Annotated in this window: 10 protein-coding genes and 1 pseudogene; 10 read left to right on the top strand and 1 reads right to left on the bottom strand. The window is 68.9% G+C overall.

Annotated features, from left to right (window positions below; genetic code table 11):
• The first annotated feature begins 386 nt into the window (after positions 1-386).
• From Phou_RS40615 to yjfF, 5 genes and pseudogenes are all read left to right on the top strand, one after another.
• A pseudogene (locus Phou_RS40615) lies at positions 387-1365 on the top strand (ABC transporter substrate-binding protein).
• A gap of 67 nt (positions 1366-1432) precedes the next feature.
• On the top strand, positions 1433-2677 hold the full coding sequence (locus tag Phou_RS40610; RefSeq protein ID WP_503827018.1) for a sugar ABC transporter ATP-binding protein: 1245 nt from the start codon (positions 1433-1435) through the stop codon (positions 2675-2677).
• Positions 2590-2943 carry an ATP-binding cassette domain-containing protein gene (locus tag Phou_RS56225; protein ID WP_503827019.1) on the top strand — a complete coding sequence of 118 codons (354 nt, stop codon included), beginning with the start codon at positions 2590-2592 and terminating at the stop codon, positions 2941-2943. The genes Phou_RS40610 and Phou_RS56225 overlap by 88 nt, the downstream gene beginning before the upstream one ends.
• A 38-nt stretch (positions 2944-2981) precedes the next feature.
• Complete coding sequence (locus tag Phou_RS40605) at positions 2982-3998, top strand: ABC transporter permease (RefSeq protein ID WP_173069049.1); 1017 nt, start codon at positions 2982-2984, stop codon at positions 3996-3998.
• The gene (gene yjfF, locus Phou_RS40600; RefSeq protein ID WP_173067880.1) at positions 3995-4984 is read left to right on the top strand and encodes a galactofuranose ABC transporter, permease protein YjfF; all 990 of its coding nucleotides are present in this window, start codon (positions 3995-3997) and stop codon (positions 4982-4984) included. The genes Phou_RS40605 and yjfF overlap by 4 nt, the downstream gene beginning before the upstream one ends.
• A 676-nt stretch (positions 4985-5660) precedes the next feature.
• Here yjfF and Phou_RS40595 read toward each other — a convergent pair.
• Positions 5661-5894 carry a hypothetical protein gene (locus Phou_RS40595; protein WP_173067877.1) on the bottom strand — a complete coding sequence of 78 codons (234 nt, stop codon included), beginning with the start codon at positions 5892-5894 and terminating at the stop codon, positions 5661-5663.
• 298 nt (positions 5895-6192) lie between these two features.
• On the opposite strand from Phou_RS40595, the gene chvE reads away from it, so the two are divergent.
• From chvE to Phou_RS40570, 5 genes are all read left to right on the top strand, one after another.
• Positions 6193-7332 (top strand): multiple monosaccharide ABC transporter substrate-binding protein, encoded by a 1140-nt coding sequence (chvE, locus tag Phou_RS40590; protein WP_173067874.1) that lies wholly within the window; start codon positions 6193-6195, stop codon positions 7330-7332.
• Positions 7333-7408: 76 nt separating this feature from the next.
• A complete protein-coding gene (gene mmsA / locus Phou_RS40585; RefSeq protein ID WP_173067871.1) occupies positions 7409-8950 on the top strand; it encodes a multiple monosaccharide ABC transporter ATP-binding protein in 1542 nt (513 codons plus the stop codon).
• Entirely contained in the window at positions 8947-10197 is a 1251-nt protein-coding gene (gene mmsB / locus Phou_RS40580) for a multiple monosaccharide ABC transporter permease (RefSeq protein WP_173067868.1), read from the top strand. The genes mmsA and mmsB overlap by 4 nt, the downstream gene beginning before the upstream one ends.
• Before the next feature lie 31 nt (positions 10198-10228).
• Entirely contained in the window at positions 10229-11740 is a 1512-nt protein-coding gene (gene araA / locus Phou_RS40575; RefSeq protein WP_173067865.1) for an L-arabinose isomerase, read from the top strand.
• Between the two features lie 54 nt (positions 11741-11794).
• Positions 11795-13255, top strand: a complete 1461-nt coding sequence (locus tag Phou_RS40570; protein WP_173067862.1) for a PhoX family protein — start codon at positions 11795-11797, stop codon at positions 13253-13255.
• Positions 13256-13259: the final 4 nt, after the last annotated feature.

Genomic DNA, 13259 nt, shown 5'->3' with positions numbered 1-13259 from the left:
GGCACCATGCCCTCGGCCCGCGCGGCCTGCCCGTCGTCGGCCGCCGGTCGCTTCCCTGCCACATCGCCCCCTGAGCCCAGTTGTTACCGATCACAAGTTAGCCCTCGGAGCCGCCTCGCGTTAGTAGTGCCCGGTGGCAACGCATCGGCAACAGATCGGGATCATCTCTTGACGCGTGAGTAGAGAACGGTAACATTCTCGTTCGCGGATGGTGATTCAGGCCACTTCCGCGACCCACGTCAATCTCCCGTGGCGTGTGGATCCTCAGACCTGGATAGGGCCAGCAGCACGACGCTCCTCGTTCTCCCGACGAGGCTCGTCACGGATGTCAATGTTAACGCTCACCTAGCGCGGTTCGCATCAACTTTCGTGTCAGGAGGAAAGCGATGCTCAGGAGATGGTCCGCGGCGGTTGCCGCCGGCCTGCTGGCCGCCGTCACCGTGACGGCGTGCGGTGGCGGCGACGGCGCCGGTTCCGGTTCGGACGATGGGAAGATCACCCTCGGGTTCTCCCAGGTCGGTGCCGAAAGCGGCTGGCGTACCGCGAACACCAAGTCGATCCAGGAATCGGCCAAAACGGCCGGGATCGACCTGAAGTTCTCCGACGCCCAGCAGAAACAGGAAAACCAGATCAAAGCCATCCGCTCGTTCATCCAGCAGAAGGTCGACATCATCGCCTTCTCCCGGTGGTCGAGTCCGGCTGGGACACCGTCCTGAAAGAAGCCAAGGACGCCAAGATCCCGGTCATCCTCACCGACCGGGCCATCGACTCCCCCGACACCAGCCTCTACAAGACCTTCATCGGCTCCGACTTCATCGAAGAAGGCAAAAAAGCCGGTGACTGGCTGGTCAAGGAGTACGCCAGCAGCACCGACCCGGTCAACATCGTCGAACTGCAAGGCACCACCGGCTCCGCCCCGCCAACGACCGGATGAAGGGCTTCGGCGACGTCATCGCCACCGAACCCAAATTCAAGATCGTCGCCTCGCAGACCGGCGAGTTCACCCGGGCCAAGGGCAAAGAAGTCATGGAAGCCTTCCTCAAGTCCAACCCCGACATCGACGTGCTCTACGCCCACAACGACGACATGGGCCTGGGCGCCATCGAAGCCATCGAAGGCGCCGGCAAGAAACCCGGCACCGACATCAAAATCATCACCGTCGACGCCGTCAAAGACGGCATGCAAGCCCTCGCCGACGGCAAAATCAACTTCATCGTCGAGTGCTCCCCCCTGCTCGGCCCACAACTCATGGAACTGGTCAAAAAGGTCCACGCCGGCGAAACCGTCGAAACCCGCGTGATCACCAAGGAGACCACCTTCACCCAGGAACAAGCCAAGGCCGCCCTCCCCGAGCGGCAGTACTGACACACGAAGCGGCCGCCCCGCCCCAGCGCGGCGGGCGGGGCGGCCCTCTTCCGAGAAGGGCGGTCAGGTGACCGAGGCCATCCTGACGATGACCGGGATCAGCAAGGAGTTTCCGGGCGTCAAGGCACTGAGCGAGGTCGACTTCCGGCTGGTGCCGGGCGAGGTGCACGCGCTCATGGGTGAAAACGGCGCAGGCAAGTCCACCCTCATCAAGGTGCTCACCGGGGTCTACGACATCGACCAGGGCAGCATCGTGCTGGACGGCCAGCCGGTGGAGTTCACCGGGCCGCTGCAGGCGCAGCACTCCGGTATCAGCACCGTGTACCAGGAGATCAACCTCTGCCCCAACCTCTCGGTGGCGGAAAACATCTTCATCGGCCGCGAGCCGCGCGTGTTCGGCCACATCAGGTGGTCCACGGTGGAGCGGCGGGCGCGCGAGCTGCTGCGCCGGCTCCAGATCGACATCGACGTGTCGGCGATGCTCGGCACGTACTCGCTCGCCGTCCAGCAGATGGTCGCCATCGCGCGCGCGATCGACATCGACGCCAAGGTGCTGGTGCTCGACGAGCCCACCTCCAGCCTGGACGCCGGCGAGGTGCAGCAGCTGTTCCGGGTGATGCGGCAGCTCAAGCAGGAGGGCATCGCGATCCTCTTCGTCACCCACTTCCTCGACCAGGTCTACGAGATCGCCGACCGGATCACGGTGCTGCGCAACGGCCGGCTGGTCGGCGAGTACCCGACGAGCGAGCTCACGCTGATCGACCTGATCGGCAAGATGATCGGCAAGGAGCTGGAGGTCCTCGAGCGCCTGGAGGAGCGGCCCAAGCGCTTCCAGGAGGACGACGTGCCCCTGGTCGACGCGCGGGAGCTGGGGCGCAAGGGCGCGGTCGCGCCGTTCAGCCTCACCATCCACAAGGGCGAGGTGGTCGGCCTGGCCGGCCTGCTCGGCTCCGGCCGCACCGAGGTGGCCCGACTGCTGTACGGCGCGGACCGCGCCGACCACGGCCAGCTCGCCGTCGACGGCCGCCCGGTCACCATGCGCGGGCCGCGCACCGCGATGGCCCACGACATCGCGTTCTGCTCGGAAAACCGCCGCACCGAAGGGCTCATCGAGGAGCTCACCGTGCGGGAGAACATCATCCTCGCCATGCAGGCCACCCGCGGCTGGACCCGGCCGATCCCCGCCGGCGCCAGGACGACCTCGTCGCCAAGTACGTCAAGGCGCTGGACATCCGGCCGGCCAACCCGGAGGCCCTGGTGCGCAACCTCTCCGGCGGCAACCAGCAGAAGGTGCTGCTGGCCCGCTGGCTGATCACCGAGCCGCGGCTGCTGATCCTCGACGAGCCCACGCGGGGCATCGACATCGGCGCCAAGGCCGAGATCCAGCGCCTGGTCGCCCAGCTGTCCGACGGCGGCATGGCGGTGCTCTTCGTCTCCGCGGAGCTGGAGGAGGTGCTGCGCCTGTCCCACAAGGTCGCGGTGCTGCGCGACCGCCAGCTGATCGCCGAGCTGCCCAACAACGACTCCCTCGACGTCGACCGCGTCATGGAAACCATCGCCAGTGGAGCCAAGCCGTGAACACCCTGGTCAAGCATCGCCTGTTCTGGCCGGTCACCATGCTGGTGGTCCTGCTGCTGTCCAACCTGATCTTCACGCCGACCTTCTTCAAGGTCGAGGTGCGCGACGGCCACCTGTACGGGAGCCTGATCGACATCGTCCGCTTCGGCGCCCCGCTGATCATGGTGGCGCTCGGCATGACGCTGGTCATCGCGACCGGCGGCATCGACCTGTCGGTCGGCTCGGTGGTGGCGATCTGCGGCGCCCTCGCCTGCTGGCGGATCAGTGAGCAGGGCGACCAGAACAGCGTGTCCGGCGTGCTCGTCGCCGTCGCACTCGCGCTCGGGCTGGCCCTGCTGCTCGGCGCGTGGAACGGGTTCCTCGTCGCCGTCGTCGGGATACAACCGATCATCGCGACGCTCATCCTGATGGTCGCCGGCCGCGGCCTCGCCCAGCTGATCACCGACGGGCAGATCATCACGATCAACAGCTCGCCGTACAAGCTGATCGGTGGCGGTTATCTGTTCACCGTGCCGTTCGCGATCCTGATCGCGCTCGCGGTCACCGCGCTCGCCGTGCTGCTCACCCGCCGCACGGCGCTCGGCATGCTGATCGAGTCGGTCGGCGGCAACGCCGAGGCGAGCCGGCTGGCCGGCATCCACTCGCGGCGGATCACGCTGATGGCGTACATCGTGGCCGGACTCTGCGCCGGCGTCGCCGGCCTGATGATCAGCTCAAACGTCTCCAGCGCGGACGGCAACAACGCCGGCCTCTGGTACGAGCTCGACGCCATCCTCGCGGTCGTCATCGGCGGCACCTCACTCGCGGGCGGGCGGTTCTCGATCGCCGGTACCGTCGTCGGCGCCCTGCTCATCCAGACGCTGACCACGACCATCTACACGACCGGCATCCCGCCGGAGACCACGCTGCTGTTCAAGGCCCTCGTGGTGACGATCGTCTGCCTGGTGCAGTCGCCCGCCTTCCGGGCCAAGGTCTTCCAGGGCCGCCGACGACCCGCGCCACCACCGGCCGGCCCGACCTCCGCCACGGCGGAGAAGGTGGAGGTGCCGGCATGACGACGTTCGCCGAGGTGCGCTCCCGGCTGGCGCGGCCGCAGCAGCGCCGGTACCTGCCGCTCTACGCCACCCTCGCCCTGCTCGCCGTGATGTACGGCAGCGGCGTCGTGCAGTACGAGGCGTTCAGCGACCCGCAGGTCGTGCTCAACGTGTTCATCGACAACGGCTTCCTGCTCGTGGTCGCGGTCGGCATGACGTTCGTGATCCTGACCGGCGGCATCGACCTGTCGGTCGGCGCGGTGGTCGCCCTCACCACGATGGTCTCCGCCACGCTGCTGGAGGAGCAGGGCTGGCCCGCGTTCGTGGTGCTGCCACTGGTGCTGCTGATCGGCTCCACGCTGGGCTTCGGCATGGGCTGCATCATCCACTACTTCGAGATCCAGCCGTTCATCGTCACGCTCGCCGGCATGTTCCTCGCCCGCGGCCTCTGCTACACGATCGGCACCTCGTCGATCACGATCGACGACCCGTTCTGGACGTCGATGGCCCAGTCGAAGGTCCGCCTCGGCGACAACTTCGTCTCCCCCAGCGTGGTGATCGCGCTGGTCGTCGTCCTCATCGCGGCGTACGTCCTGGCCTTCACCCGGCTGGGCCGCAACACCTACGCGATCGGCGGCAACCCCCGCTCCGCGCACCTCATGGGCCTGCCGATCGCCCGCACCCGCATCTCGGTGTACACGATCAGCGGCTTCTGCTCCGCACTCGGCGGCGTGCTGCTCAGCTTCTACATGCTCTCCGGCAACAGCCTGCACGCCGTCGGCATGGAGCTCGACGCCATCGCCGCGGTCGTCATCGGCGGCACCCTGCTGACCGGCGGCTCAGGCTTCGTCCTCGGCACGGTGCTCGGCGTGCTCGTGCTGGGCCTCATCCAGACGCTGATCACCTTCGACGGCCGGCTCAGCTCCTGGTGGACGAAGATCGTGATCGGCGCGCTGCTGTTCGCGTTCATCCTGCTCCAGCGGCTGATCACCCCACGCAAGCGATGAACACCGACCAGCCGGGCCGCGGCAGCGCCCCGGCCAGTCCGCCGAGCAGGGCCGGTTCGCCCCGGCCCGGCTTGGCCGCCGCCGCGGCGGGCACGCCGTCCGGTGGGGGCGGGGCTGATCGGTGGCGCCGGCTTGTGGGGTTGGGGTCGCTTAGCCGCGGGGGTCGAACCGCGCCCGGGACGCCGGCTTCCTTCCACCGCCACGCCCCAACTGCGTCCAGGACGGAAACGCCCCTCCGCCACCGCGGCCCGACCGTGCCCGGGACGGAAACCAGCACGTCGGCGTCCCCTCGCCACCCGGGCCCGACCGCGCCCCGGACGGAACCCGGCACGCGAGAAGGGTCGGCGTCCGTTCGCCGCAGTGGCCCAACCGCATCCGGGGCGGACACGAGCATCTCGGTGTCTCCTCGCCACCGCAGCCCGACCGCGTCTCGGACAGAAACCAGCACGTGTGTGAGGCCGGCGTCCCTCCGCAACCGCGACCCGCGGGCGCGCACAAGCCTGCACACCGCGCGCACCAGTGCGAACGGCCACTCGCTCGCCGCACCCTCCCTCGCCAGGGACCAGGAATAGTGCGGCGTCAACGGGTCACCGTCGCGGACCGCCAGGCCGGAATTACGCTCCCGGTCCACCGCCGCCTGCCGCCTGCGGGAGCCGGCCGCGGATCAGGCGGCGGCCTACCCGCGCAGTTCGCCACCGCCGGCCACGGCGCCGGTCGATGCGTCCTCGGGGATCGTGTCGCGAAGCGCGTGCCACCACCACTGGGCAGCCAGCGCGGGCAGCTCGCCTCCGCGGACCTCAGCGCCGGCCGGTGTCCCCGCGTGCACCGTGTCGCGAAGCGCCTGCCGCCGGCGCCACGTAGTCTTGCCAGCGGCAGCCGCCACCACGACCCGCGCGACCGATCCCTCCACTATGGACCCCCGCGGGCCGCGCTGAGAACGATCACACGGGCACCAACCTGGCACGATCGGGGCGGCCTGACGGAGCCGCGCCCGCGAGTTGCCATTCCACCGCAAATCGGCCACCGGGTCCGCGACGGCCCAGGTCGGGACGGGGTTCCACTCGCTGGCGCTACCGGGTCGGACTCGTTACGAGACCGTGACGCCGGGATGCCACCAAGGGGCCTTGACGGCACAGATGTGAGCGCTAACAATGTGGCTCTACCTGATCATCATGCGTGGATGCGACCTGTCCCGGAGGGGAGATAACGTGAACAGAAAGCTCCTGGCTGCTCTGGGCGGCGCCGTCCTGGCGCTCAGCCTCGCGGCCTGTGGCGGTGAGGGCGCCGGTGGGGACACCGACACCTCAGGTCAGGACCCTAAGGACCTGACCATCGGCGTCTCGATGCCCACACAGACCTCGGAGCGCTGGATCGCCGACGGCAACTCGGTCAAGGAGAAGCTGGAGGGCAAGGGGTACAAGGTCGACCTGCAGTACGCGGGTGACGACATCCCCACCCAGTCCCAGCAGGTCGACCAGATGATCACGCAGGGCGCGGACGTCCTGATCATCGCCGCCATCGACGGCACGGCGCTGAGCGGCCAGCTGCAGGCGGCCGCCGACAAGAAGATCCCGGTGATCGCCTACGACCGGCTGATCCGGGACAGCAAGAACGTCGACTTCTACGTCAGCTTCGACAACTACAAGGTCGGCGTTGCGCAGGCCAACGCGCTGCTGACCGGTCTGGGGCTGCAGACCAAGGACGGCGCCAAGGGCGACAAGACCGGGCCGTTCAACATCGAGCTCTTCGCCGGCTCGCTCGACGACAACAACGCCCACTTCTTCTTCGACGGCGCGATGGACACGCTCAAGCCGTTCATCGACAACAAGTCGCTGGTGGTCAAGTCGGGCCAGACCAACATCGAGAAGGTGGCCATCCTGCGCTGGCAGCAGGAGACCGCGCAGAAGCGCATGGAGGACCTGCTGACCTCCACGTACAACGACGGCAGCAAGGTCAACGGCGTGCTGTCGCCGTACGACGGCCTGTCCCGCGGCATCATCACCGCCCTGCAGAACGCGGGCTACGGCACGGCCGCCAACCCGATCCCGGTGGTGACCGGCCAGGACGCCGAGATCGCGTCGGTCAAGCTGATCAATGACGGCGTGCAGAGCTCGACGATCTTCAAGGACACCCGGCTCCTCGCCGAGCAGGCCGTCATCGCGGCCGAGGCGTTCCTGAAGAAGCAGGCGCCGCAGGCCAACGACACAAAGACGTACGACAATGGCGTCAAGGTCGTGCCGTCGTACCTGCTGCCCGTGGTGACCGTCTACAAGGACGACATCAAGAAGGAGCTCATCGACTCCGGCTACTACACGGCGGAGGAAGTCGCCGCCGGCCAGGCCAAGTAACGGAACCGGTCGGGCTCGGCGGGGCACGACCGCCGGGCCCGACACCTGGCTGTTGGCCGGTGACGAAGGAGGACGGATGGACGACGACGTACTGCTCGAGATGCGCGGGATCACCAAGCGCTTCCCCGGTGTGACGGCCCTCGAGGACGTGTCGCTCGCCGTCCGGCGCGGGGAGATCCACGCGATCTGCGGTGAAAACGGGGCGGGCAAGTCGACCCTGATGAAGGTGCTGTCCGGGGTGTACCCGACGGGCAGCTACGACGGCGAGATCGTCTTCGACGGGCGGGCGGTGCACTTCGGCGGCATCCGCGACAGCGAGGCCGTCGGGATCGTCATCATCCACCAGGAGCTGGCCCTGGTGCCCTACCTGTCGATCGCGGAAAACATCTTCCTCGGCAACGAGCGGCGCGGGCGCGGCGGTTTCATCGACTGGAACCGCACCAACGCCGACGCGGGACGGCTGCTGACCTCCGTCGGCCTGGACGAAAACCCGGTCTCCCCCGTGATCCAGCTGGGCGTCGGCAAGCAGCAGCTGGTCGAGATCGCCAAGGCACTGTCCAAAGAGGTGCGCCTGCTGATCCTCGACGAGCCGACGGCGGCGCTCAACGACATCGACTCCGCGCACCTGCTGAACCTGCTGCGGCGGCTGCGCGACGAGGGCATCACCTGCATCATGATCTCGCACAAGCTCAACGAGATCACCGCGATCGCCGACTCCACGACCGTGATCCGCGACGGCCGCACGGTCGAGACGATCGACATGCGCGCCGGCGACGTGACCCAGGAGCGGATCATCCGCGGCATGGTCGGCCGCGACCTGGACAGCTTCTACCCCGACCGGGTCTCCACGCCCGGCGACGAGGTGCTGCGGATCGAGGACTGGACCGTGTGGCATCCGGTCCAGCCCCGCAAGGTGGTCGACGGCGCCAGCCTCACGGTGCGGGCCGGCGAGGTCGTCGGCATCGCCGGGCTGATGGGCGCCGGACGCACCGAGCTCGCGATGAGCGTGTTCGGCCGCTCGTACGGGCGGGACATCAGCGGCCGCCTCTTCATGCACGGCCGGCCGGTCAAGGCGCGCAGCGTCGCGGAGGCGATCGACAACGGCATCGCGTACGCGACCGAGGACCGCAAGCGGTACGGCCTCAACCTCATCGCCGACGTGCGGGCCAACGTCTCAGCCGCGGCGCTCGGCAAGCTCTCCACCGCCGGCTGGGTCAACGGCAACGAGGAGATCAAGATCGCCGAGGAGAGCCGGCAGGACATGAACATCAAGACGCCAAGCGTCATGGACCCGGTAGGCACGCTGTCCGGCGGCAACCAGCAGAAGGTGGTGCTGTCGAAGTGGCTGTTCACCGACCCGGACGTGCTGATCCTGGACGAGCCCACCCGCGGCATCGACGTCGGCGCCAAGTACGAGATCTACACGATCATCAACCGCCTCGTCGCGCAGGGCAAGGCGGTCATCGTGATCTCGTCCGAGCTGCCCGAGCTGCTCGGGATGTGCGACCGGATCTACACGCTCTCGGCCGGGCGGATCACCGGTGAGCTGCCGGTCGACCAGGCCACCCAGGAAAACCTCATGGCGCTCATGACGAAGGAGAAGGAGCTCGCCGGATGACCAGCATCAAGCCCGACGCGACACCGGAGCTCGCGTCGTCCGGGAGTGCCCCCGCCGTGGCGTTGCACGCCGGCACCAGCGACCCGCGCACGCTCATCCTGCGCAACCTGCGGCAGAGCGGCATCTACATCGCGTTCGTCGTCATCGTGGCGCTCTTCGCGTTCCTGACCGACGGCGTGCTGCTCAGCCCCGGCAACATCACCAACATCGTGCTCCAGTACTCGTACATCCTGGTGCTCGCGATCGGCATGGTCATCCTGATCATCGCCGGGCACATCGACCTGTCGGTGGGCTCGGTGGTCGCGCTGACCGGCGCGGTCTCCGCCGTGCTGGTCATCCAGCAGGGGTACCCGTGGTGGGTCGGCGTCGCGGCCGCCCTCGCCGTCGGTGTCGCGGTCGGCGCGTGGCACGGCTTCTGGGTGGCGTACGTGGGCATGCCCGCGTTCATCGTCACGCTCGCCGGCATGCTGCTCTTCCGCGGCCTGACCCTGCAGGTGCTCGACAACATCTCGCTCTCGCCGTTCCCGAGCGAGTACCAGAAGGTCGCCAGCGGCTTCCTCAACGGCCTGCTCGGCGGGCAGGGCTACGACGCGTTCACCCTGCTCATCGCGGCCGTCGCCGTGATCGGGTACGCGGTGAGCGTGTTCCGCACCCGCCTGGCCCGGATCCGGTACCAGCAGTCGGTGGAGTCGTTCCCCCTGTTCGTCGCACGGGTGCTGCTGGTCGGCGCGGTGGTCATGTACTTCGCCTGGCAGCTGGCCCACGCCCGCGGCCTGCCGATCGTGCTGATCATCCTGGCCGTGCTGGTGATCGCGTACGGGCTGATGACCCAGAACACCGTCTTCGGCCGCCAGGTGTACGCGATCGGCGGCAACCTGTCCGCCGCCACGCTCTCCGGCGTGAAGGTGCGCAAGGTCAACTTCTGGATATTCGTGAACATGGGGCTGCTCGCCGGTACCGCCGGCGTCATTTACTCCTCGCGTTCCAACGGCGCGCAACCGGCCGCCGGCAACATGTTCGAGCTCGATGCGATCGCCGCCGCGTTCATCGGCGGAGCGGCCGTGGCCGGCGGCGTCGGCACCGTCGTCGGTGCCATGGTCGGCGGTCTGATCATGGCGGTGATGAGCAACGGCATGCAGCTCATGGGCATCGACCAGTCGACGCAGTCCGTGGTGAAGGGCCTGGTCCTGCTCCTCGCGGTGGCGTTCGACATCTACAACAAGCGCCGCGCCGGGGCCACCCGCTGACGCACGGCGCCACACCTTCGAAGGGACCGCTGTGACCGGAGATCCGTACACCGGCAAGGAAGTCTGGTTTCTCACCGGCAGCCAGGGGCTCTACGGCGAGGAGACCCTGCACCAGGTCGCCGAGCAGTCCCAGCGGGTTGCGGCCGCCCTGGACGAGGGCGGCTGCATACCGGCCAGGGTCGTCTGGCAGCCGGTGCTGACCAGCGCGGATGCCATCCGCCAGGTGATGGGTCGGGCCAACGAAGACCCGGCATGTATCGGCGTGATCGCGTGGATGCACACCTTCTCCCCCGCCAAGATGTGGATCTCCGGGCTGGACACCCTCCGCCGCCCGCTGCTGCACCTGCACACACAGGCCGACGCCGCCCTGCCGTGGGCGACGATCGACATGGACTTCATGAACCTCAACCAGGCCGCGCACGGCGACCGCGAGTTCGGCTTCGCGCTGACCCGCCTGCGCGTGCCGCGTACCACCGTCGCCGGCCACGTGAGCGACCCTTCGGTCGCGGCCCGGATCGGGTCCTGGGCGCGTGCCTGCGCCGGCGTGGCCGAGGCGCGGTCGCTGCGCCTGGCCCGGTTCGGCGACAACATGCGGGACGTCGCGGTGACCGAGGGCGACAAGGTCGAGGCCGAGCTGCGGGTCGGTGTCTCGATCAACACCTGGGGCGTCAACGACCTCGTCCAGGTGGTCGAGGGGGTCAAGGCCGGCGAGGTCGACACGCTGATCGAGGAGTACCTCGACACGTACGACATGGCCCCGGACCTGCGGCCGGGCGGTGACCGGCACGAGAGCGTGCGCTACCAGGCGCGGGTCGAGGCGGCGCTGCGGGCGTTCCTGGAGGAGGGCTCGTTCAAGGCGTTCACCACCAACTTCGAGGACCTCGGCGGGCTGCGCCAGCTGCCCGGACTCGCGGTGCAGCGGCTGATGGCCGCCGGGTACGGCTTCGGCGGCGAAGGCGACTGGAAGACCTCGGCGCTGCTGCGGATCCTCAAGGTGGTCGGCGCCGGCCGTCCGGGCGGGACGTCCTTCATGGAGGACTACACGTACCACCTCGCGCCCGGCACCCCGAAGGTCCTCGGCGCGCACATGCTCGAGGTCTGCCCCACGATCGCCGGCGAGCGGCCGCGCGTCGAGGTGCACCCGCTGTCGATCGGCGGGCGGGAGGACCCGGCGCGGCTGGTGTTCACCGCGGCGACCGGGCCCGGCGTGGTGGTCGGGTGGGCCGACCTCGGCGACCGCTTCCGGTGGGTGGCCAACGACATCGACCTGGTCAGCCCGGACGCGCCGCTGCCCAACCTGCCGGTCGCCCGTGCGGTCTGGGAGCCGCGCCCGGACTTCGGCACGTCCACCGAGGGGTGGCTGTCGGCCGGCGGTCCGCACCACACGGTGCTGTCCACGGCGGTACAGGGCGACGAGGTCCAGATCATTGCCGACCACCTCGGCATCGAGCTGGTGCACATCGACGCCGACACCACCCGCCGCGGCCTCGCGAAGGAGCTGCGGTGGAACGCGGCGTACCACCGGCTGGCCCAGGGATTGTGAACTCGACCTGAACGGCAGGTTGCGCAGGGGTGACCCCGTGTCCAGGATCATGGGATGGCTGAACTTGACCGGCGTACCCTCCTCCGCGGCGGCGTGGCCGCGGGTGGTGCACTGATCGGCGGACCGTTCCTCGGGTTCGTCAACCGTTCTTCCGCCGCGGCCTCCACCACACCGTCACCAAGGCTCGGGCCGGTCCCGGACCTGCGCGACGGCAAGGTGCGGCTGTGGCTGCCCGACGGCTTCCACTACCGCTCGTTCCACGACACCGAGTTTCCCGTCACGCTCGACGACGGCACCGCCCTTCCCGGCCGGCACGACGGCATGGGCTCCTTCCGCGGCCGGGACGGGCGGTACATCCTGGTCCGCAACCACGAGGTCAACAACCCCGGCCCGGCCTTCGGCGACGCGGGCCGGGCCTACGACCCGATGGCGCAGGGTGGGACCACCACGGTCGAGGTGACGCGGTACGGCGAGGTGGTGCGCTCATACACCAGCTGCAACGGCACGATGATGAACTGCTCGGGCGGGCGCATGCCGTGGGGCAGTTGGGTCACCTGCGAGGAGACGGTGAACGGGCCGGACGTGGGCCCGGACTTCACCGGCGCGTCAAACGTGCCGCTCACCCGGCCGCACGGCTACGTCTTCGAGGTGCCGGCCGGCGGCCGGGCCAGCGGCGAGCCGCTCACCGCGGCGGGGCGTTTCGCGCACGAGTCGGTGGCCTACGACCCGGAGTTCGGGCACCTCTACCTCACCGAGGACAACTTCGGCTGGCCGTCGGGCTTCTACCGGTACCGGCCGCGGCGGCATCCGCGTTCGGCCGGGCGGCTGGACAACCACGGCCGGCTGCAGATGCTCAAGGTCCGCGGGCGGTCCAACCTGGACCTGGCGGCCTCGTCCGGGCAGCGCTTCCACCGTGTCGAGTGGGTGGACATCGACGACCCGGCGCCCACCTTCCCGTACACGCCCGGCCAGCAGGCGCCGACCACAAACGACGCGGCGCTGACCCACGTGGCGCGGCAGGGGTGGGCGCAGGGCGCGGCGTACTTCTCCCGGCTGGAGGGCTCGGCCTACGACGACGGCGTCGTCTACTTCACCTCCACGCAGGGCGGCGGCCCGGCGGAGACGTCGCTGGGGCCGATCGCCGACGGGTACGGCAACGGCAGCGGGCAGATCTGGGCGTACCACATCCGCACGTCGACGCTCCGGCTCGTGTACGAGTCACCCGGCCCGGACGTGCTCGACTTCCCGGACAACGTGACCACCAGCCCGCGGGGCACGCTCGTGGTCTGCGAGGACAACACCAACGACAACTACATTCGCGGCCTCACCCGCCGCGGCCAGCTCTTCGACATCGCCCTCAACCGGCTCACGAGCAGCACCGGGACCGACCGGTCGGGCGACGAGTTCGCCGGTTCCACGTTCAGCCCGGACGGCCACACCCTGTTCGTGAACATCCAGGCAAGTCGCGGTATGACGTTCGCGATCTGGGGGCCGTGGCGCCGCATCGGCGTGTAGCGCC

It is taken from the genome of Phytohabitans houttuyneae, from assembly GCF_011764425.1.
GTDB classification, from domain to species: Bacteria; Actinomycetota; Actinomycetes; order Mycobacteriales; family Micromonosporaceae; genus Phytohabitans; species Phytohabitans houttuyneae.
Note: the sequence above shows the minus strand (reverse complement) of the source record. Positions and strands in the feature narration are given on the sequence as shown.

Excerpts from the sequence above, each read along its gene's own strand:
- yjfF (WP_173067880.1), top strand. The coding sequence starts at position 3,995 with ATGACGACGTTCGCCGAGGTGCGCTCCCGGCTGGCGCGGCCGCAGCAG.
- Phou_RS40570 (WP_173067862.1), top strand. The coding sequence starts at position 11,795 with ATGGCTGAACTTGACCGGCGTACCCTCCTCCGCGGCGGCGTGGCCGCG.
- mmsB (WP_173067868.1), top strand. The coding sequence starts at position 8,947 with ATGACCAGCATCAAGCCCGACGCGACACCGGAGCTCGCGTCGTCCGGG.
- Phou_RS40605 (WP_173069049.1), top strand. The coding sequence starts at position 2,982 with ATGCTGGTGGTCCTGCTGCTGTCCAACCTGATCTTCACGCCGACCTTC.
- mmsA (WP_173067871.1), top strand. The coding sequence starts at position 7,409 with ATGGACGACGACGTACTGCTCGAGATGCGCGGGATCACCAAGCGCTTC.